This window comes from Pseudomonas sp. HY13-MNA-CIBAN-0226, assembly GCF_040310305.1.
Lineage (GTDB): Bacteria > Pseudomonadota > Gammaproteobacteria > Pseudomonadales > Pseudomonadaceae > Aquipseudomonas > Aquipseudomonas gregormendelii.
Window position 1 is genome coordinate 281,680 of sequence record NZ_JBEOPS010000001.1, and the last position, 25,182, is coordinate 306,861.

Annotated in this window: 24 protein-coding genes and 1 pseudogene; 8 read left to right on the forward strand and 17 right to left on the reverse strand. The window is 59.6% G+C overall.

The features are described 5' to 3' along the window. Positions 1-16: 16 nt before the first annotated feature. Positions 17-691, forward strand: coding sequence for a ribose-5-phosphate isomerase RpiA (gene rpiA, locus AAEZ05_RS01265; protein WP_350646459.1), 675 nt, complete (start codon positions 17-19; stop codon positions 689-691). Between the two features lie 125 nt (positions 692-816). Here rpiA and AAEZ05_RS01270 read toward each other — a convergent pair whose 3' ends face one another. From AAEZ05_RS01270 to AAEZ05_RS01285, 4 genes are all read right to left on the reverse strand, one after another. Next, a complete protein-coding gene (locus AAEZ05_RS01270; RefSeq protein WP_350646460.1) occupies positions 817-1,734 on the reverse strand; it encodes an SdiA-regulated domain-containing protein in 918 nt (305 codons plus the stop codon). 127 nt (positions 1,735-1,861) lie between these two features. Continuing rightward, the gene (locus AAEZ05_RS01275) at positions 1,862-2,791 is read right to left on the reverse strand and encodes an SdiA-regulated domain-containing protein (protein ID WP_045059771.1); all 930 of its coding nucleotides are present in this window, start codon (positions 2,789-2,791) and stop codon (positions 1,862-1,864) included. A gap of 204 nt (positions 2,792-2,995) precedes the next feature. Further along, the gene (locus AAEZ05_RS01280) at positions 2,996-3,661 is read right to left on the reverse strand and encodes a fumarylacetoacetate hydrolase family protein (RefSeq protein WP_045059770.1); all 666 of its coding nucleotides are present in this window, start codon (positions 3,659-3,661) and stop codon (positions 2,996-2,998) included. A 37-nt stretch (positions 3,662-3,698) separates the two neighbouring features. Then, on the reverse strand, positions 3,699-5,093 hold the full coding sequence (locus tag AAEZ05_RS01285; RefSeq protein ID WP_350598769.1) for a D-2-hydroxyglutarate dehydrogenase: 1,395 nt from the start codon (positions 5,091-5,093) through the stop codon (positions 3,699-3,701). A 202-nt stretch (positions 5,094-5,295) separates the two neighbouring features. Here AAEZ05_RS01285 and serA point away from each other — a divergent pair, with 202 nt between their 5' ends. Then, complete coding sequence (gene serA / locus AAEZ05_RS01290) at positions 5,296-6,525, forward strand: phosphoglycerate dehydrogenase (protein ID WP_122841096.1); 1,230 nt, start codon at positions 5,296-5,298, stop codon at positions 6,523-6,525. A gap of 61 nt (positions 6,526-6,586) precedes the next feature. Here serA and AAEZ05_RS01295 read toward each other — a convergent pair whose 3' ends face one another. Beyond that, positions 6,587-7,012: a DUF4399 domain-containing protein gene (locus AAEZ05_RS01295; protein WP_045059767.1), complete on the reverse strand. Its 426-nt coding sequence runs from the start codon at positions 7,010-7,012 to the stop codon at positions 6,587-6,589. 134 nt (positions 7,013-7,146) lie between these two features. Between AAEZ05_RS01295 and AAEZ05_RS01300 the strand changes: the two genes are divergently transcribed. After that, positions 7,147-7,734, forward strand: a complete 588-nt coding sequence (locus AAEZ05_RS01300; protein ID WP_045059766.1) for a transporter substrate-binding domain-containing protein — start codon at positions 7,147-7,149, stop codon at positions 7,732-7,734. Between the two features lie 128 nt (positions 7,735-7,862). Here the strand turns inward: AAEZ05_RS01300 and AAEZ05_RS01305 are convergent, their stop codons facing one another. Together AAEZ05_RS01305 and AAEZ05_RS01310 are read right to left on the reverse strand one after the other, a co-directional pair. Beyond that, entirely contained in the window at positions 7,863-8,348 is a 486-nt protein-coding gene (locus AAEZ05_RS01305) for a 2-thiouracil desulfurase family protein (RefSeq protein ID WP_045059765.1), read from the reverse strand. A 2-nt stretch (positions 8,349-8,350) separates the two neighbouring features. Then, positions 8,351-8,983: a 2OG-Fe(II) oxygenase gene (locus AAEZ05_RS01310; protein WP_045059764.1), complete on the reverse strand. Its 633-nt coding sequence runs from the start codon at positions 8,981-8,983 to the stop codon at positions 8,351-8,353. A gap of 109 nt (positions 8,984-9,092) precedes the next feature. On the opposite strand from AAEZ05_RS01310, the gene AAEZ05_RS01315 reads away from it, so the two are divergent. After that, positions 9,093-9,839: a DUF2059 domain-containing protein gene (locus AAEZ05_RS01315; protein ID WP_045059763.1), complete on the forward strand. Its 747-nt coding sequence runs from the start codon at positions 9,093-9,095 to the stop codon at positions 9,837-9,839. Positions 9,840-9,958: 119 nt separating this feature from the next. On the opposite strand, the gene bipL is transcribed toward AAEZ05_RS01315, so the two are convergent. Continuing rightward, complete coding sequence (bipL, locus tag AAEZ05_RS01320) at positions 9,959-10,906, reverse strand: phospholipase BipL (RefSeq protein ID WP_350646461.1); 948 nt, start codon at positions 10,904-10,906, stop codon at positions 9,959-9,961. A gap of 98 nt (positions 10,907-11,004) precedes the next feature. Here bipL and AAEZ05_RS01325 point away from each other — a divergent pair, with 98 nt between their 5' ends. Together AAEZ05_RS01325 and AAEZ05_RS01330 are read left to right on the forward strand one after the other, a co-directional pair. Next, positions 11,005-11,586: a DUF6436 domain-containing protein gene (locus tag AAEZ05_RS01325; protein WP_045059761.1), complete on the forward strand. Its 582-nt coding sequence runs from the start codon at positions 11,005-11,007 to the stop codon at positions 11,584-11,586. Positions 11,587-11,699: 113 nt separating this feature from the next. Continuing rightward, positions 11,700-14,105 (forward strand): penicillin acylase family protein, encoded by a 2,406-nt coding sequence (locus tag AAEZ05_RS01330; RefSeq protein WP_205893134.1) that lies wholly within the window; start codon positions 11,700-11,702, stop codon positions 14,103-14,105. Positions 14,106-14,250: 145 nt separating this feature from the next. On the opposite strand, the gene AAEZ05_RS01335 is transcribed toward AAEZ05_RS01330, so the two are convergent. Next, the gene (locus AAEZ05_RS01335; protein WP_045060004.1) at positions 14,251-15,216 is read right to left on the reverse strand and encodes a GlxA family transcriptional regulator; all 966 of its coding nucleotides are present in this window, start codon (positions 15,214-15,216) and stop codon (positions 14,251-14,253) included. Positions 15,217-15,497: 281 nt separating this feature from the next. On the opposite strand from AAEZ05_RS01335, the gene AAEZ05_RS01340 reads away from it, so the two are divergent. Further along, positions 15,498-16,139, forward strand: a complete 642-nt coding sequence (locus tag AAEZ05_RS01340) for an HD domain-containing protein (protein ID WP_350646462.1) — start codon at positions 15,498-15,500, stop codon at positions 16,137-16,139. Then, on the forward strand, positions 16,127-16,273 hold the full coding sequence (locus AAEZ05_RS01345) for a hypothetical protein (RefSeq protein WP_160298063.1): 147 nt from the start codon (positions 16,127-16,129) through the stop codon (positions 16,271-16,273). Before AAEZ05_RS01340 ends, AAEZ05_RS01345 begins: the two co-directional genes overlap by 13 nt. A gap of 49 nt (positions 16,274-16,322) precedes the next feature. On the opposite strand, the gene AAEZ05_RS01350 is transcribed toward AAEZ05_RS01345, so the two are convergent. The 8 genes and pseudogenes from AAEZ05_RS01350 to AAEZ05_RS01385 form a co-directional block, all read right to left on the reverse strand. Then, entirely contained in the window at positions 16,323-17,213 is an 891-nt protein-coding gene (locus AAEZ05_RS01350; protein ID WP_205893136.1) for an ABC transporter permease subunit, read from the reverse strand. Next, on the reverse strand, positions 17,210-18,091 hold the full coding sequence (locus AAEZ05_RS01355; RefSeq protein ID WP_240889004.1) for an ABC transporter permease subunit: 882 nt from the start codon (positions 18,089-18,091) through the stop codon (positions 17,210-17,212). Before AAEZ05_RS01355 ends, AAEZ05_RS01350 begins: the two co-directional genes overlap by 4 nt. 35 nt (positions 18,092-18,126) lie before the next feature. Next, complete coding sequence (locus AAEZ05_RS01360; protein ID WP_045059756.1) at positions 18,127-19,269, reverse strand: ABC transporter ATP-binding protein; 1,143 nt, start codon at positions 19,267-19,269, stop codon at positions 18,127-18,129. 67 nt (positions 19,270-19,336) lie between these two features. Then, entirely contained in the window at positions 19,337-20,434 is a 1,098-nt protein-coding gene (locus AAEZ05_RS01365) for a polyamine ABC transporter substrate-binding protein (RefSeq protein ID WP_045059755.1), read from the reverse strand. Positions 20,435-20,674: 240 nt separating this feature from the next. Next, the gene (locus AAEZ05_RS01370) at positions 20,675-21,772 is read right to left on the reverse strand and encodes a polyamine ABC transporter substrate-binding protein (protein WP_045059754.1); all 1,098 of its coding nucleotides are present in this window, start codon (positions 21,770-21,772) and stop codon (positions 20,675-20,677) included. A gap of 182 nt (positions 21,773-21,954) precedes the next feature. Further along, positions 21,955-23,319, reverse strand: coding sequence for an aspartate aminotransferase family protein (locus tag AAEZ05_RS01375; RefSeq protein WP_045059753.1), 1,365 nt, complete (start codon positions 23,317-23,319; stop codon positions 21,955-21,957). Between the two features lie 58 nt (positions 23,320-23,377). Next, the gene (locus tag AAEZ05_RS01380; protein ID WP_045059752.1) at positions 23,378-24,736 is read right to left on the reverse strand and encodes a glutamine synthetase family protein; all 1,359 of its coding nucleotides are present in this window, start codon (positions 24,734-24,736) and stop codon (positions 23,378-23,380) included. A gap of 78 nt (positions 24,737-24,814) precedes the next feature. After that, positions 24,815-25,064 (reverse strand): annotated as a pseudogene (locus AAEZ05_RS01385) (gamma-glutamyl-gamma-aminobutyrate hydrolase family protein); the annotation flags it as partial. Positions 25,065-25,182 lie beyond the last annotated feature (118 nt).

Here is a 25,182-nt window from a genome sequence, read left to right on the forward strand (position 1 = left end):
GCACTTCGGAGCCCGCATGACCCAGGATCAACTCAAACAGGCAGTGGCCCAGGCCGCCGTCGACTTCATCCTCCCGAAACTCGATGACAAGAGCATCGTCGGGGTCGGCACCGGCTCCACCGCCAATTGCTTCATCGACGCCCTGGCGCAACACAAAGGCGCATTTGATGGCGCCGTCGCCAGCTCCGAAGCCACTGCCGCGCGCCTCAAGGGCCACGGGATTCCGGTGTACGAACTCAATGCCGTCAGCGACCTGGAGTTCTACGTCGACGGCGCCGATGAAAGCGACGAGCACCTGAACCTGATCAAGGGCGGTGGCGCCGCCCTGACTCGCGAGAAGATCGTTGCCGCCGTGGCCAAGACGTTCATCTGCATTGCCGACGCCAGCAAGCTGGTGCCGGTCCTGGGCGAGTTCCCGCTGCCAGTGGAAGTGATCCCGATGGCCCGCAGCCACGTGGCCCGCGAACTGGTCAAGCTGGGCGGCGACCCGGTCTACCGCGAAGGTGTGCTGACCGACAATGGCAACATCATCCTCGACGTGTACAACATGCAGATCACCAACCCGGTGCAGCTGGAGACGCAGATCAATGCGATCGTCGGCGTGGTGACCAATGGTTTGTTTGCTGCACGACCCGCGGACTTGCTGTTGCTGGGCACCAGCGAAGGCGTGAAAACCCTGCGCGCAGAATAACCAGAAACACCGATAAACCTGTGGGAGCGGGCTTGCCCGCGATGAGGCCATTACAATCAACATTCTGTTGACTGACCGGCCGCCATCGCGAGCAAGCCCGCGCCCACAGTGTTTTGGGGTATTGGTTAGTTTTGTTCGGGTTTCTTGAACACGTAGAACAGGTTCGGCTCGCTCACCAGGTACATCGTGCCTTCGTCATCCATGGCGATCCCCTCCGCCTGCGGCACGGTCTTTTGCAGGCCCTGGCGCCCCTTGCTCAGTGACATGGTACTGAGCGGGCGCCCGTCCACGTCCAGTTCCAGGATCAACCGCGACTCGTCCGACAGCGCCAGCAGATGGCCGCTGCGCTCGTCGTACTGCAGACTGGACAGGTCTCGCACGAACATCCCGGCATCGCGCTTGGGGTTATTGACCACATGTACCGCGTAGGACTTTTCCGGATTGTAGTGCGGAAAACCCTGTACTTCGTAGATCAGCATCGGGTCGCGCTCCTTGGCAACAAACAGGCGCTTGCCCACCGAGTCGTACGCCAGGCCCTCAAAGCCCTTGTTACCGGCCATATGCACACCAAGGGTCATCTGCTCGGCGTCCGCCGCGTCGAGGAAGGTGGTGTCTTCCTCCAGATGAATCTTGATCAATCGCTGCTCGCGCTCGTCAGTGATCACGTAGGTGTCGGCGCTGATGTACTCCACCGCTTCCGGATCGCCAAAGCCCACCAGCGAAATGCGCCGGATAATCTGGCCATCCAGAGACAGCTCGATCAATTCGGAATTCTTGTTGGTGACCGTGAACAGGCTTTTGCGCACTGGATCGAATGTCAGGGCCGACACGTCGTCATCCAGGCCATCGATCACCCGCGCCTCGACCGTGACCTGATAACGATCAAGACCAATGGAAAGTGCGCTCTCGGCCTGCCACAGCGCATGCAGGTTGAACCAGCCGCGCTCGAACAGGCGCAGGTATTGGCCCATGGCTACGAGGGCGATCAGCGCAATGACTAAGAAGATCAGGATCAGAGATTTGGGACGGGCCAATCGACGCATTCTGGTGTGCTCGGATTCAAAACAGGCGGATGAAATACCACGCCTGTCTGAACTGAAGCTTAATGGCCACTTGCCTGCGCCTACAACGTCCAAATTTCTCCTACAGGTTTTCAGCGTGTTTTTCGGATCAGTGTTGTTTTTCGAAGCGGTAAAACAAGTTCGGCTCGCTCACCATGTACAGGTTGCCAGCGTCATCCATGGTCACGCCTTCGGCTCGGGGGATGGTGTTCTCCAACCCGTTGAAGCCCCCCAGCAAGGTCATGAAGCTGACCTGCTTGCCCTGCTCGTCCAGCTCCAGCAGCAGGTGGGAATCGGCTGACAGCACCAGGGTATGGCCGGTGCGTGGGTCGATGGCCAGGGCAGACAGATTACGCAGGTCCAGTTCGTCACTGTCGAGCTTCTGCTTGTCGCCCGCCAGCGAGACGCCGTCGCTGCTTTTCCAGGTGAACAGCGCCGGTGGACGCTCTTCACCTAACAACATCTGCTGATTGCGCGAGTCCCAGACGATGGCTTCGAACGCCTTGTTCTGATCTTTCGAAGGGCCAAGATCGTACTTGGGGAAGTCGCCGATGTTCAGCTCCCGGGTATCGGCATCGACCTTGACGATGGACAGCAGGTGCTCGCGCTCGTCGACGATGGCCATCAGGCCATTGCCCATCACCGTCAGGCCTTCCGGATTGCTCCAGCCGGCCAGGGGCATCTTGCGCAGCACGTCGCCCTGCAAGGACAGTTCGACGAGGAACGGGTTCTTGCCCATGACCGAGAACAGGGTTTTGGTCTGAGGGTTGTACGCCAGGTCGGACGCTTCGTCCTTCTCCATGCCTGGCAGCAATTTGGCGTCGATGATTGCGGTGTAATTCGGCAGCCAGATACTTTCCTGGCGCTCGGCGGGGCTTTCGAAACGTTCCTGCAACCAGAGCGCACCGCGGTCATCCCAATGCATGGCAATGGCCAGGCCATAGGTTATGGCGGCAACCAGCAATAGCCAGTAATACCAGCGCATGAAAAAGCGCGGGCGGCGGGCAGGTTTCAGCGTGGGCAGCGGTGGGTTGGCCATTAACGGATGGATTCCGGATAGTCATGAATGGGAGTCATGGGAGCAATCCCGGTTGGGATGCAATTCCTGTGGGAGCAACGCTTGCTCGCGATGAGGCCTTTGAATTCAACATTGAAGTTGAATGGTGGACCGCTATCGCGAGCAAGCGTTGCTCCCACAGGCAGCTCTCCACAGGCAGCTTTGCTTCCACGGGAGGGTGTGCTGTCAGCGGACGCTGGTGGTAAAGCTGCTGGCGCCGGGCAATTCGATGACCAGTTCGTCGCCGACATTCAGCGGGCCAACGCCCACTGGCGTGCCGGTCAGGATCACGTCACCGGCCTGCAGCGAGAAGCATCCGGCCATGTGCTGGATCATCGGCACGATAGGGTTGAGCATGGCGCTGCTGTTGCCGTCCTGGCGAACTTGACCATTGATGGTCAGGCGAATGCCGATGTCGGTCAGGTCGGCGAAGGTGCTGCCGGATACGAACGGCGCAATCACCGCCGCGCCGTCGAATGACTTGGCGATTTCCCAGGGCAGGCCCTTGGATTTCAGTTCAGCCTGCTTGTCGCGCAGCGTCAGGTCCAGGGCCGGTGCGAAACCCGAGATCGCATCCAGCACTTCTTCCCGGCTTGGCTTGGTCGACAGCGGCTTGCCGATCAATACGGCGATTTCTGCTTCGTAATGCACCGAACCACGCTCGGTCGGAATGCTGAAGCCGCCTTCGAGCGGCACGACGCAACTGCCCGGCTTGATGAACAGCAGCGGTTCGGTAGGCACCGGGTTGTCCAGTTCCTTGGCGTGTTCGGCGTAGTTACGACCGATGCAGACCACTTTGCCCAGTGGAAAGTGGATACGCGTACCGTCGACATACTGGTGCTGATAGCTCATTGACCGGCTCCTGGTTCGTAGCGCTTAAGTTCGAAAGTCAAACAGCAAAAATCTTGCCCGGGTTCATGATGCCGTTCGGGTCGAACACTGCCTTGACGGCTTTCATGTACTCGATCTCAACCTCTGAACGGCTATAGGTCAAGTAGTCACGCTTGGTCATGCCCACGCCGTGTTCGGCGGAAATCGAACCGTTGTACTTCTGGACGGTTTCGAACACCCACTTGTTGACCGTGGCGCACTTGGCGAAGAACTCGTCCTTGCTCAGGTTATCCGGCTTGAGGATGTTCAAGTGCAGGTTGCCGTCGCCGATGTGACCAAACCAGACGATTTCGAAATCCGGATAGTGTTGGCCGACGATCGCGTCGATTTCCTTGAGGAACGCCGGCACTTTCGACACGGTGACCGAAATGTCGTTCTTGTACGGAGTCCAGTGGGAGATGGTCTCGGAGATGTATTCGCGCAGCTTCCAGAGGTTCTGCAGCTGGGTTTCGCTCTGGCTCATCACACCGTCCAGCACCCAGCCCTGCTCGACGCAGTGTTCGAAGGTTTCCAGGGCGTGGTTGGCCACTTCTTCAGTGGTCGCTTCAAATTCCAGCAGCGCGTAAAACGGGCAATCGGTTTCGAAAGGCGCCGGAACATCACCGCGCGCCATGACTTTGGCCAGGGCCTTGTCGGAAAAAAATTCAAAGGCCGTCAGGTCGAGTTTGCCCTGGAAAGCGTGCAGTACCGGCATGATCGAATCGAAATCGGCGGTACCGAGCACCATGGCAGTCAGGTTTTTCGGCGCGCGATCCAGGCGCATGGTCGCTTCGACCACAAAACCCAGGGTCCCTTCGGCACCGATGAACAGCTGACGCATGTCGTAGCCCGTGGCGTTCTTGATCAGGTCGCGGTTCAACTCAAGCAGGTCACCCTTGCCGGTGACGACCTTCATGCCGGCGACCCAATTGCGGGTCATCCCGTAGCGAATCACCTTGATTCCGCCGGCATTGGTACCGATATTACCGCCAATCTGGCTGGAACCGGCCGAGGCGAAATCTACCGGGTAGTACAGGCCCTTTTCTTCGGCGACATTCTGCAGGTGCTCGGTGACCACCCCCGGCTGGCACACGGCGGTGCGATCGGTGAGGTTTACCTCAAGAATCTGGTTCATGTAGTCGAACGACACAACCACTTCGCCGTTGGCTGCCACGGCGGCGGCGGAAAGCCCGGTACGACCGCCGGATGGCACCAGTGCCACCTTGCGTTCGTTGGCCCAACGGACAATGGCCTGAACCTGCTCGGTGGTCTTGGGAAACACGATCGCGGTGGGCGCCGGGGCGAAATGCTTGGTCCAATCCTTGCCATAAGCATTGAGGGAGTCGGCATCGGTCAGCACCTTGCCAGGCTCAACCAGGGTCTTCAGCTCATCAATCAGGGCAGGATTGGTCATCGACAGAACTCTCGAACAATTCATGGTCATCCTGAGAACGCTTCACGTCGCAGGAATGAGTGTTTAGCGGGGCGCCTATGCTAGCATACCGACCCCGCAGCATAGTGCCCAAAGGCGATTCTGCGGCGACGGCGTTCCTGCCGTCCGGGGTCAGCGACTGCTGACTTCCTGCCATTTTTCTCCGGGATACAGGTTTACGCAGATGAGCAAGACTTCTCTCGATAAGAGCAAGATCAAGTTCCTTCTTCTCGAAGGCGTCCACCAATCGGCTGTCGACGTCCTCAAGGCGGCGGGCTACACCAGCATCGAGTACCTCACTGGTTCTCTGCCGGAAGCCCAACTGAAGGAAAAGATCGCTGATGCGCACTTCATCGGCATCCGCTCCCGCACGCAACTGACCGAAGAGATCTTCGATCACGCGAAGAAGCTCGTCGCTGTCGGTTGCTTCTGCATCGGCACCAACCAGGTCGACCTGAACGCGGCTCGCGAACGCGGGATCGCAGTGTTCAACGCACCGTACTCCAACACTCGCTCCGTAGCCGAGCTGGTGCTGGCCGAAGCGATTCTGTTGTTGCGTGGCATCCCCGAGAAGAACGCTTCCTGCCATCGTGGCGGCTGGATCAAGAGCGCGGCCAATTCCTTCGAAATCCGCGGTAAGAAGCTGGGCATCGTCGGTTACGGTTCGATCGGTACCCAACTGTCGGTACTGGCTGAAGGCCTGGGCATGCAAGTGTACTTCTATGACACCGTGACCAAGCTGCCACTGGGTAACGCGACCCAGGTCGGCAACCTGCACGACCTGCTGGGCATGTCCGACATCGTCACCCTGCACGTTCCGGAAACCGCTGCGACCCAGTGGATGATCGGCGAGAAGGAAATCCGCGCCATCAAGAAGGGCGGCATCCTGATCAACGCTGCGCGCGGCACCGTGGTCGAGCTGGACGCCCTGGCGGACGCGATCAAGGACAAACACCTGATCGGCGCAGCCATCGACGTGTTCCCGGTAGAACCCCGCTCCAACGACGAAGAGTTCGAAAGCCCGCTGCGTGGCCTGGACAACGTTATCCTGACCCCGCACATCGGTGGTTCCACCGCCGAGGCGCAGGCCAACATCGGTCTGGAAGTGGCTGAGAAGCTGGTCAAGTACAGCGATAACGGTACCTCGGTATCGTCGGTGAACTTCCCGGAAGTGGCCCTGCCGGCTCACCCTGGCAAGCATCGCCTGCTGCACATCCACGAGAACATTCCGGGCGTGATGAGCGAGATCAACAAGGTCTTCGCCGAAAACGGCATCAACATTTCCGGTCAGTTCCTGCAGACCAACGAGAAAGTCGGCTACGTAGTGATCGACGTCGACGCCGACTACTCGGAGATCGCCCAGGAGAAGCTGCAGCACATCAACGGCACCATTCGTTGCCGCGTATTGTTCTGACAGCGATGTTGAGCGACAAAAAAGGGAGCCTTCGGGCTCCCTTTTTCATGCCTGCGAAAAATTACTCTACAGTCACGGTGATCTTTTTCGACACGATCGGCGGATCGAACGGAATGTGGCCGCTGTCACCCAGCTCAAGCTGCAAGGTGTGCTTGCCTGGCGGCAGCTTGATGGTCGCTTCGGTCTGCGCCTTGCCGAAATGCATGTGGTTGGCGTCCGTCGGAATCGGCTGACCGGCGGCTGGGAGCTCTTTGACATCAATCAGCAGGTGGTGGTGACCGGTGTGTTTGGTCGTATCGCCAGCCGGGGCCAGGGAGATGTCCTTGACGCCAAACTTGACCTTGAATTCCTGTGGCACCTTGGCGCCGTCTTCGGGCGACACGATGAACGCTTCTGCTCCCTTGGGAGCCGGAGTGGCTGCCGTTGCCAGCATCGAAGCCCCCATCAACAGGCCAGCCAATGCTGCTCGTGACATAAAGGTTTTCATTCTCTTCTCCAGTTTTTACGTAAAATCTGCGCAGTCATGACAACTTCATGACCATTTGTTGTCGAAGGCACTCGACAACCATAGCAAAGCGAGCCGATCCAGAGCCTCGCAATAATGAATTCAAAGGAGTGACCATGCGTTTTTTGCCTGGCCTGATCTGCCTGCTACCCCTTTTGAGCCCACTGGCTCATGCCGAGTTGATTGACGACATCAACGACCGTGGCGAACTACGCATCGCTCTTGAGGCTAATACACCACCCTTCAATTTCAAGGACGACGGCAAGCTCGCCGGCTTTGAAGTCGAACTGGGCCAGCTGCTGGCCCAAGAGCTGGACGTGCGGGCCGACTTCGTCGTTGCCGATGCCAGTGAGCTGTTGCCTGGGGTTGAAAGCGGCAAATACGACGTCGCCATCAACCACATAGCACTGACCCCGGATCTGAAGGATCGTTTCGACTTCACCGAACCTTACAGCTATGCCAAGGCGGATCTGATCGCGCAGAAAGAAGCGGAGCCGCGCTCCATACTGCTGGTGCAGAGCCTGGCGCAGGACAAACCCAAGGCGGCTGTGCCGGTGAAACTGGCCATTCCGTTCCAGAAGGGCAACCCGGCGTTTCATGCCAGCCTGGAGAATGCGCTGGGGCGGATCAAGGCGGACGGACGCCTGCAGGCACTGTCGCAGAAGTGGTTTGGTGCGGATACGAGTGTGGCGCCGAAGCCCTGAGCCGAGGCAGATGGATAACCCTGTGGGAGCGCGCTGCTCGCGATGAGGCCGGCATATCCAGCTAAAGTGTTGAGTGACAGGCCGCCAACGCGAGAAGGCTCGCTCCCAAAGGAAACGTGTTCGGGCGGTTAGTCTTGTGCGGTCAAAGCACGGGCCGCTTCCGGCAGTTGCAGCTCGCTGAAGACTTGCACCCCGTGGCGTCGCAGCAATGCCGCTGTGACGCCCTCACCGTTGACCTTCACACCGCTGAACGTCCCGTCATAAGTCAACAGATTCCCGCACGACGGGCTGTTGGCCTTCAGCACCGCAATCCGGATGCCGTGCTTTTGCACCAGTTCCAGGGCCTGACAAGCCCCCGACAGGAACTCGGCGCTGACATCCGCACCATCAGTGGTGATGACCGCCGCCCGCCCATCCAGCACTTCACCGCCCTGCCCGCCGGGGATTTCCGCAGCAGCCCGGGGAGTCGGCAAGCCGCCGGCCACCTCGGGGCACAAAGGCACGACCCGACCCTCACCGACCCATTGCTGCAACTGATCGAAAGGCCCACTGGCACCGCCGTCGTAGCGAACGCGGTGACCCAGCAGGCAGCGGCTTACCAGAATTTTCTGCATGGTCAGAAGGGCTCGTTGCCGCGACGCCGGAACCAGCCGGTCAACGACAGGCGATTTCGGCTGGCGGGCAGGACTTCGTGGGGCACCTCGCCGGACAGGAAGACCACCAGGCAGCCGCCGGTTGGCACGACGTCATGCTGCACGCCTTCGTCCAGGTACATGCGCAACTGGCCACCGTGCTCGGGTAGCCAGGCATCATTCAGGTAGACCACCGCCGACACCATGCGCCGGTCGTCGTCGCGAAAGCGGTCGACGTGCTTGAGGTAAAAGGCGCCTGGCGGGTACAGCGCGAAATGGCTTTCGAAATCCTCCAGGCCGAGGAACAGGCCCCGATTCATCGCCTCGCGCAGGCTGTCCATCAGCTGTAGATAACTGTCACACGCCAGCGCCTGGCCGGGTTCGATCCACTGAATGCGGTCACCACGAATGCCCTCGCGAATCTCCGAAGTGGGCCCGCGACCCACGGCGGCAGGCGCCAATTCACCTTCGGCTGAACGTTTATGGCACTCAGCAGCCAGTTCCCGGGTCAGACCCAGAGGCAGGAAAATATTCTGCTGCGACCAGCCATGTGTGGCCAGGTCGTCGACGATACGTAACAGCAGCGGATGATCAGAGGGTATTTGCATGGCGCGCATAGTATTCCTGTGCCTGCAAATCCGACAGAGCCATGCAGCGGCTTGATACGAATTCTCGACAAGTCCGAATGCCACACGGAGAATAGTCGCCTGCTGACAGGAGTCCCTAATGCGTCGTTTGCTTTTCTCACTGTTGATGTTCTGCGTTTTACCCGCCTGGGCAGACGATCACGACCAGTTGTACAAGGTCGCCGGTTGGCCGGAACAACGCGCGCATTTTAACGATGCCTTGTCGGCGGCACAGCAGCGTTACCAGAACAGCCTGCCACCGGCAGTGTTCCAGGCATTGGTGAACAACAGCAATCAGCGTTTTGCGCCTCAAGCGGTCGATCAGCGGGCCGAGGCACAACTGCGCAAGACCCTGGCCGATCCCAAGCCGGCATTGGCCTTTTTCCAGTCACCGCTGGGCAAAAAAATCGTCGCGGCGGAGTTGCTGGCAACCCGCCGCGATCAGCTGGCGAAGAATGCCAAGGGCTTGCCGAAAATCGAGGCCAGTGACACGCGCCTGCTGATCATCGGACATCTGGCCCAGGCCCTGCCTGCGCGCGAAGCGGGCGCCGAAGTCAGCCTGGCGATTGCCGGCGTCGCGGCGGACAGTCTGAGCTCCATGATCCCCGGCCTGCTGGGTGGCGGCCAGGCTCAGGGCATGTTGAATGGTCAGCGCCAGCGCCTGATGGACCAGATCGGCAGCGACCTGAACAACACCTTGCTGTACGTCTATCGCGACCTGTCGGATACCGAGCTGGAAGAGTTCGCGACCTTTGCCGAATCGACCGAAGGCAAGGCTTATTACCAGGCGGCGCTGGCAGCTATTCGGGCGGGGTTGGCGGTGGGGCAAACTAATCCTGGCGAATGATGTTCAGCGCCCGAGAGGGCCTCTTCGCGGGCAAGCCCGCTCCAACATGGACCACATTCGGCTGGATAACTCGGTCAACTGTGGAAGCGGGCTTGCCCGCGATGGGGCGATCACTGCCGCTACAAATTCCGCCCCTTGATCCGCTTGGTCAAGAACCCAAAATACTCCGCCCGCAAAGCCAGCGTCTCATTCGCCAGATGATGCCGCGCCTCAGGCAGCATCAACACCTGCGGCCGGTCGAATTTAGTCCGCAACACCCCAAGGTTATGCTGCCAGTCCACCGTCATGTCCGCCTGCCCCTGCACGATCAGCGGCCGACGCAAGCTGTGCGGTGCTGCCTCGATACGCTTGACCCAACGGGCGAGCGCGCCTACCCAGGCAGTGGGCAGGCGCAGCGGTTGTAGCGGGTCGGCTTGCAGGAAGGGCAGGAAGTCCGGATCGTTGGAGTTTTCGCTGAAGCGCCGGGCGATACCTTTGACGAAGGGCCTGAGCAGGTGATAACTCAATTGTGACCAACCCCACGCCCGCGGTCGAACCAGTGGCGACAGCAAAATCACCTGGCCCTGGGCTGGGCTTTTCGCGCCCGCGTTGAGCACATGATCAATCACAATCGCACCCCCGGTGCTTTGCCCGCACAAGTGCCACGGCTGCGGCAGATCAATCGACTCCGCTTCGGCAAACAAGCCCTGCAGCGTGTCCTGGTACTCGCTGAAATCCCGAATGCTCGCCCGCTCGCCACTGGACAGGCCATGCCCCGGCAGGTCGCAGGCAATGACGGCGAAGCCCTGATCCAGCGCCCAGTCGATCACGTGCCGATACAACCCGGTGTGATCGTAGAATCCATGAAACAGGAACAACGTCGCTTTCGCCCGCGCGGGCCACCAGAACTGACTGACCAGCTGATAACCACCCACCTCGAATCGGCCCAGGCCAGTGCGCAGTTCTCGCCCGGGAAAATCCAGGCCATAAAAGTGCCGATACGCCCGCGCTTGCTCCGACAATGGCTGGGCATCGGCCAATGGCCGCAGGCTGGCGCGCAAGTGATCGGGGGCGAAAGTGGCAGACATGAGCAATTTCCAGCAAGTGAAACGGACTTTATCGGCCTGCGATATTCATCTGTCCCGGCAAGCATGGCAAGCTAACCGACCTCCAAGGAAAGCATTCCATGCGCCCGGCCTACCGCACCACACTGCTCGCCAGCCTGCTCACCCTCGTGTGCGCCGTCGTACTGTGGGCGGCATACGACTGGTTTCAAGGTCGCTACCTGCGCGCATTCAGTGAACATACGGCAGTATTCTCCGGCGACCCCTTGCGTCTGCCGGACGACCTTGCAGGCCCCGGGGCCATTCGCCTGGTGCACTTCTGGGACCCTGCGTGCCCCTGCAATGTCGGCAACCAGCAGCATCTCAGTGAGCTGGTCGAGCGTTATGTTCCACAGGGCATCGAGTTCTACTCGGTGCAAAAACCCGGTAGTCACGGGCAGTTACCGAGCACCCTCGGCGGGCTGAAAAACATCAACGTGTTGCCTGGCTCCGAGCAGATCCCCGCCAGCCCCGCCGTGGCGATATGGGATCGAACCGGCAAACTGGCCTATTTTGGCCCCTACAGCGAAGGCCTGACGTGCAATTCCAGTAACAGCTTCATCGAACCGATCCTGCAGGCGCTGAACGAAGGCCGTGAGGTGAGCGCCACTCACACACTGGCGGTGGGGTGTTACTGCCCCTGGCCTGTCGCGGCAACGAAGTAGGGAAGATCCGGCAATACGAATCCCTCCTAAGGGCGATGGGCCGTCGCGGCAGGTCGTGTTAAACAGTGTCGCCAGGGAATTGCTGTCACTCATAACAAGAACAAGGAATCACCATGAAACGCCTCCTGACCGTTCTCGTCCTGCTGGTTGTGGTGCTCGCTGCCGGCGCTGGCTGGTATGTCTACAGCAAACAGCCGACGCGCAAGGGCATGGTTGAACTGCAACACCTGCAGGGTCCGGTCACGGTGCGCTACGACGAACGCGGGGTCCCGCATATCCGCGCCGAAAACGAACCCGACCTGTACCGCGCGCTGGGCTATGTGCACGCCCAGGACCGGCTGTTCCAGATGGAAGTGCTGCGTCGCCTCGCCCGGGGTGAACTGGCCGAAGTGCTGGGGCCCAAACTGCTCGATACCGACAAGCTGATGCGTAGCCTGCGCATCCGGGAGCGCGCTGAGACCTACTTCGCCAACCTGGATCAACAGTCGCCGGCGTTTATCGCCATGCAGGCGTATCTGGATGGCATCAATCAGTACCAGGACAGCCATGCGCGACCGGTCGAGTTCGACGTGCTGGGCATTCCCAAGCGCCCATTTACCGCACAGGACACCATCAGTATCGCCGGCTACATGGCCTACAGTTTCGCCGCAGCGTTTCGTACCGAGCCCCTGCTGACCTACGTGCGTGATCAACTCGGTGCGAACTACCTCAATGTGTTCGATCTCGACTGGCAGCCCAAAGGCGTGCTGGCCAATCACCAGGGTGGCGCTGCCAGGCCCCTTGCCAGTGTCGACTGGAAGGACCTCAACGCCCTCGCCCGCCTGAGTGAACAGGCCCTGGCGGAACACGGCCTGCCGCAGTTCGAAGGCAGCAACGCCTGGGTCGTCGCCGGCAGCCGCACCAAGAGCGGCAAGCCGCTGCTGGCGGGTGACCCGCACATTCGCTTCTCGGCGCCGTCGGTATGGTATGAGGCGCAGCTCTCGGCACCCGGCTTTGACCTTTACGGTCACTATCAGGCGCTGATGCCGTTTGCGTCACTCGGCCTGAATCACGATTTCGGCTGGAGCATCACCATGTTCCAGAACGATGACCTGGACCTGATCGCCGAGAAGGTCAATCCGGACAACCCCAACCAGGTCTGGTATCGCGGCAAGTGGGTGGACATGACCTCCAGCGAGCAGCAGATAGCGGTTAAGGGTCAGACCCCAGTGACCCTGGTACTGCGCCAGTCGCCCCATGGGCCGATCGTCAACGATGCGCTGGGCGCGAATGTGGGCAAGACCCCGATCGCCATGTGGTGGGGCTTCCTCGAAAGCCCGAACCCGATTCTCGAAGGCTTCTACCAGCTCAACCGCGCAGACACCCTGGCCAAGGCGCGCAGTGCCGCAGCCAAGGTCCAGGCGCCCGGCCTGAACATCGTCTGGGCCAATGCCAAGGGCGACATTGGCTGGTGGGCGGCAGCGCAGCTACCCAGGCGCCCCGCGGGCGTGCGGGGTGGCTTTATTCTCGATGGCAGCACTGCCGAGGCGGAGAAGGACGGCTTCTACCCGTTCAGCGCCAACCCTCAGGAAGAAAATCCGCCGCGGGGCTATATCGTGTCGGCCAACTTCCAGCCGGTATCGCCAACCGGCATGGACATCCCCGGGTACTACAACCTGGCGGATCGTGGCCAGCAGCTCAATCGCCAGCTCGGCGACAAAGCCGTCAAGTGGGACCTGGAAGCCAGCCAGAAGCTGCAACTGGGCACCACCACCGGCTACGGGCCACGCTTGCTCGCCCCGTTGTTGCCGGTGTTACGCGAAGTGGTGAGCGATCCTGCCGAACTGCGGTTGGTGGAGCAATTGGCCCAGTGGCAAGGTGATTACCCGCTGGACTCCACCAATGCCACGCTGTTCAACCAGTTCCTGTTCAACCTGACTGACGCGACCATGCATGACGAGCTGGGCGATGGGTTTTTCGACACCCTATTGTCGACCCGGGTGATCGATGCCGCACTGCCGCGCCTGGCCGCCAGCGCTGATTCACCGTGGTGGGACAACCGCGACACCCTGGTGAAGGAAACCCGCGCCGACACGGTCAAGGTGGCATGGCAAGCGAGCCTGGTGCACCTTCGGAACACGCTTGGCGCAGACTTCGCGCAGTGGCAGTGGGGCAAGGCGCATACCCTGACCCATGGTCATCCGGTAGGGCAGCAAAAACCGCTGGACCAGGTCTTCAACGTCGGCCCGTTCCCCGCGCCGGGCACTCATGAAGTCCCCAACAACCTGTCGGCGAAGATCGGCCCGGCGCCCTGGCCTGTCACCTATGGCCCGTCGACCCGGCGCCTGATCGACTTCGCCGACCCGGCCCACAGCCTGACCGTCAACCCGGTCGGTCAGAGCGGCGTGCCCTTTAACAGCCACTATGAAGACCAGGCCGAGGCGTATATCGAAGGGGTCTATTTCCAGGCTTACCTCAATGAAGAGGAAGTGGCGGCGAATACGCGCAGTACTTTGAAGTTGGTGCCAGTGGCTCAGTAGATTTGTGTTGCCTGGGCTGACGCCTTCGCGGGCAAGCCCGCTCCCACAGGATCTGCGCCGTACACATGATTTGTGATCGGCGCGACCATTGTGGGAGCGGGCTTGCCCGCGATGGGGCCCGCATGGACAACCCCAGACCTGCGCCTCACACCACCACCGCAAAATTCAGCCTGAACTGCTGGGGCGTCACCCCCAGCCGCCGGTTGAACACACTGCGCATGTGCTGTGCATCGCGAAAACCACACTGATACGCCACTGTCTTCAGTGGTGCACGGGTGCTCTCCAGCAACACCCGCGCCGCATCCACCCTAGCCCTTTCGACGAACTCCGCCGGGGTGATCTTCGCTTCCCGGGCGAACACCCGGGAAAAATTACGGGCGCTCATGTTGGCGGCGTTGGCCAGGTCGGCGATGGTCAGGTCCCCGGTGAGGTTGGCCAGCACATGGAGCTGCACCAGCGCCACCGCCGAGGTCGGTTCGGCATGGGGCGTGAGGAATGGACTGAACTGCGACTGCCCGCCCGAGCGCTGGGTGAACACCACCAGGCGCTTCGCCACGCTCAAGGCGACTTCCGGGCCGTGATCCTGGGCCAGCAGGAACAGCGACAGATCAATCCCTGCAGTCACCCCCGCCGAGGTGTATAGCGCGCCATCCTGCACGTACAGCCGGTCGGCTTCGACACGCGTACCAGGACATAAAGCGGCCAGCGCCGCCGCATCGCCCCAGTGGGTGGTCACCGTTTTGCCTTCCAGCAACCCGGCTCGGGCAAGCATGAATGCGCCATTGCAGATCGAGCCGAACCGTTGCGCCCGAGCGCTGGCGTCGCGCAGCCAGGCATCAAAAGTTGCGCCGAAATTCATGTACGGCAACTGCGGGCCGCCGGCCACCAGAAGCAGGTCATAGTCATCCAGCGCTTCGCAGTAATGCCGATGGGCATTGACTGCCAAACCGTTGGAACAGGCCATCACCCCATGCTCGACACCAATCACTTCCAGGCGATAGTGGTCGGCCGGTGCCAGGAAACGATTGGCCTCGGAAAACACATCCATGGGCCCGGTGACGTCCAGGGACTGAACGCCGGCAAAGACCACAATGGCAACGGTTTTACTCATGACAGACTTGCCCCCATTCAATGCCCCCAGCAGGAGTGAGCTTGCTCGCAATGGACTTAATGGCGCCATTTCGTCCAGGCAGTCCTCTTCATCGTTCAGCTCCATCGCGAGCAAGCTCGCGCCTACAGGAACTTAGCCAATCGCGGCGAAACAAGCGAGGCTGGCGCGATATGCACGTTCATTGGCAAGGATCGCAGCCATGGCTCGATTGTCCGCTGTGTGGTGCAGGAACAGACTTGTTCCATCAGCGCCACCAAGGCGTTCCCACGAGGAAAGCACCCATGAGCAGCCACATCGCCGGCATCCAGATCCCCGAAAGCGCCCTGGCCAGGGCCACCACCGAATACATTCGCGACGTCGAGTCAGACCTGCTTTATCACCATTCTCGCCGGGTGTTCCTGTTCGGCGCGCTTAGCGGCGAACGCCAGCAGTTGGCCTACGACCCCGAACTGCTTTACGTCGGCGCGATGTTTCATGACCTGGGCCTGGTGGAAGGCCACCGCTCTGCCGATGAGCGTTTCGAGGTCGACAGTGCGAACGCCGCCAAAGCCTTCCTCAAGCCCTATGGCTTAAGCGACGACGACATCGAACAGGTGTGGTTATCGATTGCCTTGCACACCACGCCGGGAGTGCCGCAACACCTTCGCCCCAACGTGGCCCTGGTAACAGCAGGGGTCGAGATGGATGTGCTGGGCATCGATTACGCGACGTTTTCCACCGTGCAGCGCGAGGCGGTGGTGCATGCGCATCCACGGGGTGAAGGGTTCAAGGAGTGCATCCTGTGTGCCTTTGCCAACGGCTTCAAGGACAAGCCAGGCACCACCTTCGGCACGGTGAATGCGGATGTGCTGGTGGACAGTGAGCCAGGTTTCAAGCCGATGAACTTTGTCGAGATCATCCGCAAGTCCCCGTGGATTTCCTGACCGCTGAAAAACCTGTGGAAGACTTCATGCTGCTGGGCTGCGGCACCTGGACTCCGCACCCGGCGAACAGCCCTTGCGGGCGTGAGCCTGCTCGCGATTGCGGACTGACATTCAACATCTTCGTTGAACGTTAAACCCTCATCGCGAGCAGGCTCGCTCCCACAGGTGTTCGAGCCTACAGACTCAAACGGCTTGCGGTGCCTGCGCACGACGCACGTCCGGTTGCTTCCATGAGTCGGCAGCGCTTTCCTCAATGGCCTGCTGGATCGCTTTCTTGCGCGACTCTTCCGCACGCCGGCTGAAGAACCACACCAGGAAGGTCACCAGCGACACCGCCAGCAGAATCAAACTGGCCACGGCGTTGATCTCAGGCTTCACGCCCAGGCGCACGGCCGAGAACACTTCCATCGGCAAGGTCGTAGACCCCGGCCCGGAAACGAAACTCGCCAACACCAGGTCATCCAGGGACAACGCGAAGGACATCATGCCCCCCGCTGCCAGCGATGGCGCGATCATCGGGATGGTGATCAGGAAGAACACCTTCCACGGCCGTGCGCCAAGGTCCATGGCGGCCTCTTCGATGGACAGGTCCAGCTCACGCAAGCGCGCCGACACCACCACCGCCACATACGCGGCACAGAACGTCGTGTGAGCGATCCAGATGGTGACGATGCCACGCTCCTGGGGCCAGCCGATCATCTGCGCCATTGCCACGAACAGCAGCAACAACGACAGACCGGTAATCACCTCGGGCATCACCAGCGGCGCGGTGACCAGGCCACCGAACAACGTGCGCCCCTTGAAGTGGGTGATCCGGGTCAACACGAAGGCCGCCAGTGTACCCAGCGCTACCGCCGCAACCGCCGTGTAGCAGGCGATCTCCAGCGAGCGCAGCACCGAGCCCATCAGTTGGGTGTTGTCCATCAGGCCGACGTACCACTTGATCGACCAGCCACCCCATACCGTCACCAGTTTGGAGGCGTTGAACGAGTAGATCACCAGGATCAGCATCGGCGCGTAGATGAACAGCAGTCCTACTACCAGCATGAAACTCGAGAAACGGAAGCGCTTCATTCCTTGCCCTCCATCTCTTTGGCCTGGCTACGGTTGAACAGGATGATCGGCACGATCAGGATCGCCAGCATCACCACCGCCAGGGCAGACGCCACCGGCCAGTCACGGTTGTTGAAGAATTCCTGCCACAGCACTTTACCGATCATCAGGGTTTCCGGACCGCCGAGCAGTTCCGGGATGACGAACTCACCCACGACCGGAATGAACACCAGCATGCAGCCAGCGACGATGCCGTTCTTGGACAATGGAATGGTGATTTTCCAGAAGCTGTTGAACGTGCTCGAGCCCAGGTCGGAGGCCGCCTCCAGCAGGCTGTTGTCATGCTTCACCAAGTTGGCGTAAAGCGGCAGGATCATGAACGGCAGGTAGGAATAAACCACGCCGATATACACCGCCAGGTTGGTGTTGAGGATTTGCAGCGGTTCGTTGATCCAGCCCATGGTCATCAGGAAGCCGTTGAGCAGGCCGTTGTTGCTGAGGATGCCCATCCACGCATACACGCGGATCAGGATCGCGGTCCAGGTCGGCATCATGATCAGCAGCACCAGCACCGTCTGCATCTCTTTGCGGGCACTGGCGATGGCGTAGGCCATCGGATAGCCGATCAGCAGGCAGAGGACCGTGCTGATCAGCGCCATCTTCAACGAGCCAAGATACGCGGCGATGTACAGCTCGTCGTCGCCCAGCATCGCGTAGTTGCCCAGGTTCAACAGCACCTGGAGCTTCTGGTCGATGAAGCTGTAGATCTCGGTGTACGGCGGAATGGCCACGTCGGCTTCGGCGAAGCTGATCTTCAATACGATGAAGAACGGCAACATGAAGAACAGGAACAGCCAGATGAACGGAACCCCGATGACCAGCTGGCGGCCACCGGGAATTATTCGATTGAGGCGGCGTTTGAATTTGCGCATGTTCATGAGCGGAGTACCACGCCGCTATCGTCTTCCCACCACACATAGACCTGGTCGCCCCAGGTCGGACGCTGGCCACGACGTTCGGCGTTGGCCACGAATGACTGCACCAGCTTGCCGCTTGGCAGCTCGACGTAGAACACCGAATGGCCGCCCAGGTAGGCGATGTCGTGGACCTTGCCGCTGGACCAGTTGTATTCGCACGTCGGCATGTCGGCGGTAACCAGCAGTTTTTCCGGACGGATCGCGTAGGTGACCGACTTGTCCTGCACCGAGGTGCTGATGCCGTGGCCCACGTAGATTTTGCGGTCCAGGTCCTTGCAGGTAATGATCGCGTGGCCTTCGGCGTCGTCGATGACTTCGCCTTCGAAGATGTTCACGTTACCGATGAATTCACAGACCAGGCGGCTGGTCGGGGTTTCGTAGATGTCGATCGGGCTGCCGATCTGGGCGATCCAGCCCAGGTGCATGATCGCGATGCGCTCGGCCATGGTCATGGCCTCTTCCTGGTCGTGGGTCACCATGACGCAGGTTACACCGACTCGTTCGATGATCTCGACCAGCTCCAGCTGCATCTGCGAGCGCAGTTTCTTGTCCAGTGCGCCCATTGGCTCATCGAGCAACAACAGCTTTGGCCGCTTGGCCAGGGAGCGCGCCAGTGCCACACGCTGGCGCTGGCCGCCAGACAGTTGATGCGGCTTGCGCTTGGCGTACTGGCTCATCTGCACCAGCTTGAGCATTTCGGCTACGCGGGCGTCGACTTCGGCCGCGGGAATCTTGTCCTGCTTGAGGCCGAAGGCAATGTTCTGCGCCACGGTCATGTGCGGGAACAAGGCGTAGGACTGGAACATCATGTTGATCGGCCGCTCGTACGGCGGCATATCGGTAATGTCCACACCGTCGAGGAAAATGCGCCCCTCCGTAGGCCGTTCGAAACCCGCAAGCATGCGCAGCAACGTGGACTTGCCCGATCCCGAACCGCCGAGCAGGGCGAAAATCTCGCCTTTCTTGATTTCCAGGGACACATCGTCCACGGCAATCGTCTCGTCGAACTTCTTCGTGACCCGGTCGATTTTGACCAGCACCTGTTTAGGTGTCTGGTCGCCCTCGAGGGCTTTCTTGTAGGCGCCGGAGGCAACTGCCATTTACGAAACTCCCAAAAAAACAGAGTGCAGTTCGCTCAAGGTGAGCCAACCTTGGATAGTTTTGAAGCTATTTACCCGACTTGACCTTGGTCCAGCTGCGGGTCATCAAACGTTGAATATTGGGTGGCAGCTCGATGGACACGTAGGTCTTGTCGAGGACTGCCTGCGGTGGATAAACCGCTTCGTCGGTGCGAATGGACTGCTCCATCAGTTTGTCCGACCCAGGGTTAGGGTTGGCGTAGCCGACGTAATCACTGACCTGGGCGATGACCTCAGGTTTCAGCAAATAGTTAATGAAGGCGTGGGCTTCCTTGACGTTGCTCGAGTCCTTTGGAATCGCCAGCATGTCAAACCACAGCGCGCCACCTTCCTTGGGAATCGAGTAGGCGATGTTCACGCCCTTCTTCGCTTCTTCAGCGCGGTTTTTCGCCTGGAACATGTCGCCGGAGAAACCGATAGCCACGCAGATGTCGCCGTTGGCCAGGTCCGAGATGTACTTGGAGGAGTGGAAGTAAGTCACGTAAGGCCGCACCGCCAGCAACTTGGCCTCAGCCTTCTTGTAGTCCTGCGGGTTGGTACTGTTGGCATCCAGGCCCATGTAGTTGAGCACTGTCGGCATCATTTCGTCAGCCGAATCGAGGAAGGCGACACCACAGCTGTGAAGCTTCTTGATGTTCTCCGGCTCGAACAGCACGGCCCAGGAATCGATCTTGTCGACACCCAGTACCGCCTTGACCTTATCGACGTTGTAACCGATGCCGTTAGTGCCCCACAGGTACGGCACGGCATAGAGGTTGCCCGGATCGTTCTGCTCCAGGCGCTTGAGCAGCACCGGGTCGAGGTTCGAATAGTTGGGCAGCTTCGACTTGTCGAGTTTCTGGAATGCGCCCGCCTTGATCTGCTTGCCCAGGAAGTGGTTGGACGGCACGACGACGTCGTAACCGGTGCGCCCGGCCAGCAACTTGCCTTCCAGGGTTTCGTTGGAGTCAAAGACGTCATACACCGGCTTGATGCCGGTCTCTTTCTGGAAGTCTTCCAGGGTGGTCTGACCGATGTAGTCCGACCAGTTATAAATATGCACCGTACCGGCGGCCTGGGCACCGACAGCAACTGTCAGTCCGGCAGCCATCAACAGGGCATTGCGAAACAAAGAAGAAATAGGCAAGTGGAGGTCCTCTGAAATTAGTTGGGCCCAAGTTGCCCCGCGCTGCATGACAGCCCTCGACTGCCCGACAACAAACCGGCGCGCAACTTACCCTCGAAAAACCGTTCCAGCAAAACTTTTATGCATATAGCCCTGTAGGAGCGAGCTCGCTCGCGATGGTCGCCAACGATAACTCGGGATGCCTGGCACCCAACGGTGCTCCAGCGTTCTTCGCGAGCGAGCTCGCTCCTGCAGGTTTATTTATTTACCCGATTTGATCTTGGTCCAGCTGCGGGTCAGGATTCGCTGGGTAGCGGCCGGCAAGTCGGCAATCGCGTACAGCTTGGCCAGAACGTCGGCTGGTGGATAAACGCCCGGGTCGCTGGTGATGTCTTTATCAACCAGCGGTGTTGCCGCAGCGTTACCGTTCGGGAAGCGCACGGCGTTGGTAATCTCTGCCATGATTTCCGGCTTCATCAGGAAGGTCATGAACTTGTAGGCGCCTTCGACGTTTTCGGCATCTTTCGGGATGGCGACCATGTCGTAGAAGCTGCCAGCACCTTCTTTCGGAATGTTGTAGCTGACCTTCACCTTGTCACCGGCTTCAGCCGCACGGGACTTGGCCTGGTAGATGTCGCCCGAGTAACCGATGGCCACACAGATGTTGCCGTTGGCGAGGTCGGAGATGTACTTGGACGAATGGAAGTAGCCGATCGAAGGACGGACTTTCAGGAACAGTGCTTCAGCTTCAGCCAGTTGTTTCTTGTCCTGGCTGTCGGTCGGATAGCCCAGGTAGTGCAGCGCCACCGGAATCATCTCGGTTGGCGAATCGAGGACACTGATGCCGCATGATTTCAGCTTGGCAGCATTTTCAGGCTTGAAGATCAGGTCCCAGGAATTGGTTGGTGCATCGGCGCCCAGTGCTGCCTTGACCTTTTCGTCGTTGAAGCCGATACCGATCGAACCCCACATGTACGGGAATGCATGTTCGTTACCCGGATCGCTCACCGATACCGCTTTGAGCAGGTCGGTATTGAGGTTTTTCCACAACGGCAGTTTGGACTTGTCGAGTTTCTGGTAAACGCCAGCCTTGATCTGCTTGGCCAGGAAGTTGTTCGACGGCACGACGATGTCGTAGCCGGACTTGCCTGCCAGCAACTTCGCCTCCAGCGTTTCGTTGCTGTCGAATACGTCGTAGACCACCTTGATGCCCGACTCGGCTTCGAACTTCTTGACGGTGTCAGGTGCGATGTAATCAGACCAGTTGTAGACGTGCAGAACCTTATCGTCCGCCTGAACTGCGCCTGCCATCATGCCCATCAGGGACATGGCCAGGAGGGTCTTGCCAGCTATCTTCATACCTAATGCCTTCATGGGTAATGCTCCAATTTTTCTTTTTAACCACGTGCTCAGCGGCCTTTGCCGGGCATCTGAAACAACCGGTAGTCTGGCAAGATCCGAGGCAGGCTTTCAAGGAAAGACCCATCCTTTGTTTGCCCTGAGCGAAATGCAAACCTTGCACCCCGCTCAGAGCCTAGCACTTAGGCTTGCAGCGCACTCAGTGTCAGGTCCAGGCACTTGCGAGCCTTGGTCACCAGCTCATCGATTTCCGCCTTGGTGATCACCAGTGGCGGAGCAATGATCATGGTGTCGCCGACGGCGCGCATGATCAGGCCGTTATCGAAGCAGAAGGTGCGGCAAATCATGCCGACGCCTTTACCTTCGTAACGCTTGCGAGTGGCCTTGTCCTGGACCAGTTCGATCGCCCCCAGCAGCCCTACCCCACGTACTTCCCCCACCAGTGGGTGATCGTTCAGTTCCCGCAGGCGACTTTGCAAATACGGTGCCGTTTCTGCGTGGACGTGCTCGATGATTTTTTCATCACGTATGATGCGGATGTTTTCCAGCGCCACCGCAGCCGCCACCGGGTGACCGGAATAGGTGAAACCGTGGTTGAAATCGCCGCCTTCGTTGAGCACTGCCACCACTTCGTCGCGCACGATCAGGCCGCCCATTGGGATGTAGCCGGAGGTGAGGCCTTTGGCGATGGTCATCATGTCGGGCTTGAGGTCGTAGAAATCGGAACCAAACCACTCGCCGGTGCGACCGAAACCGCAGATCACTTCGTCCGCCACGAACAGGATGTCGTACTTGGCGAGGATTTCCTTGATGCGCGGCCAGTAGGTCTCAGGCGGAATGATCACGCCACCGGCACCCTGGATCGGCTCGGCAATAAAGGCACCGACGTTATCAACGCCGATTTCCAGAATTTTTTCTTCCAGCTGGTTGGCAGCCCACACGCCAAACTCTTCAGGCGTCATGTCGCCGCCTTCGGCGAACCAGTACGGCTGGGCAATGTGAACGATGCCTGGAATCGGCAGGTCGCCCTGTTCGTGCATATAAGTCATGCCACCCAGGCTCGCGCCGGCCACAGTGGAACCGTGATAGCCGTTCTTGCGGCTGATGATGACTTTCTTGTTCGGCTGGCCCTTGATCGCCCAGTAGTGGCGCACCATCCGCAGCATGGTGTCATTGCCTTCGGAACCGGAGCCGGTGAAGAACACGTGGTTCATGCCTTCCGGCGCGATATCGGCAATGGCCTTGGCCAGTTCCAGTACGGGAGGGTGCGCAGTCTGGAAGAACAGGTTGTAGTACGGCAGCTCGCGCATCTGCTTGCTGGCTGCGTCAGCCAGTTCGTCGCGACCGTAACCGATGGCCACACACCACAGGCCGGCCATGCCGTCGAGGATCTTGTTGCCTTCGCTGTCCCACAGGTAGACGCCCTTGGCGCTGGTGATGATGCGCGGGCCTTTTTCCTTCAACTGCTTGAAGTCACTGAACGGTGCCAGGTGATGGTCGTTGCTCAGTGCTTGCCACTCACGGGTTTGCGGATTGTTACTAGTCATGCGAATTCTCCTAAGTTTGCAGTGAGGGCGCGGTTATTTCCTACCGCGCCGCGGCGCATCAGACGGCGAAGAGCAGGAATTCCCGCTCCCATGAACTGATCACGCGCTTGAAGTTTTCATGCTCGGCCCGCTTGACCGCGACGTAGCCAGTGATGAATTTCTTGCCCAGGTACTTCTCGACGGTCGCGCTGTTTTCCATGCGCTCCAACGCGTCCTCGATGGTCAGTGGCAGGCGCAGGTTGCGGCGTTCATAACCACGTCCCACCACCGGCGCACTTGGGTTCAAGCCTTCGACCATGCCGATGTAGCCGCAGAGCAGGCTCGCGGCGATCGCCAGGTAAGGGTTGGCATCGGCACCCGGCAGGCGGTTTTCCACTCGACGGTTCTGTGGCCCGGCATCCGGCACCCGCAGGCCCACCGTGCGGTTTTCTTCGCCCCACTCCACGTTTACCGGCGCCGAGGTATCCGGCAGGAAGCGGCGGAACGAGTTGACGTTCGGTGCGAACAGCGGCAGCAGCTCGGGGATCAGCTTCTGCAGCCCGCCGATGTGGTGCAGGAACAGCTGGCTCATGGTCCCGTCTTCATTAGAGAAGACATTCTTGCCGGTCTCGATGTCGATAATGCTCTGGTGCAAGTGCATCGCGCTGCCCGGCTCACCGGTCATGGGCTTGGCCATAAAGGTGGCAGCCACATCATGCTTGAGGGCCGCTTCGCGCATGGTGCGCTTGAAGATCAGGATCTGGTCGGCCAGGGACAGGGCATCGCCGTGACGGAAGTTGATTTCCATCTGCGCCGTACCGTCTTCGTGGATCAGCGTGTCGAGGTCCAGCTCCTGCAGTTCGCACCAGTCATAGACGTCTTCGAACAGCGGGTCGAACTCGTTCGCCGCCTCGATGGAAAACGACTGACGACCGATTTCCGGACGACCGGAACGGCCAATTGGCGGTTGCAACGGGTAGTCCGGGTCGTCACTGCGCTTGGTCAGGTAAAACTCCATTTCCGGCGCCACGATCGGCTGCCAGCCTTTGTCGGCATAGAGTTTCAGCACTTTCTTGAGCACGTTGCGCGGCGACAGCTCAATCGGGTTGCCTTGCTTGTCATAGGTATCGTGGATCACCTGGGCGGTGGGCTCCACGGACCACGGCACCAGGTACACCGCGTTCTGGTCGGGACGGCAGATCATGTCGATGTCGGCCGGGTCGAGCAGTTCGTAATAGATGTCGTCTTCGACATAGTCGCCAGTCACGGTCTGTAACAGAACGCTTTCGGGCAGGCGCATGCCTTTTTCCGCAATGAATTTGTTGGTCGGCGAAATCTTGCCCCGGGTGATACCGGTCAGATCGGCGATCATGCATTCGACTTCTGTGATCTTGTGGTCTTTCAACCAATCGGTGAGCTGGTCGAGGTTGTGACTCATAAATGCCTCTTAGGCTGAGTTTCCGGACTCTGATAAGTCAGGCGTTGTTTGACGCATCGGCGTCGTGTGGTACAGATTGCCCTTGCAATTGCCGGGCACATGAATGCTCGCCTCGAAAGAAGCGTGGGGCAACAGGTGTATGGGTGATGCGTGCAGAATTATCGGCAGTCTGCGCTACGAAGTACGGGCCGCTGGAGTGAAACGGTTCTATATTGGATGCAGAGCCGGTAAAGAGAATGCCATCCAGACCGTCCAGAATATCGGACGCTGCCAGCTGATCGGTCTGCCGTGAGCAGCCGGTGACGCCGATTAACGGCAGGCGAGACATGAAACACCCCGGTATTATTGCTGTTATGGGTTTGATTCGAGCTTAGCCTTGTTCATTTTTTTACACAACACCCCCGTAAAAAATACAACACGGCCCGCTCAAGCCTGCGGCTGGTAAT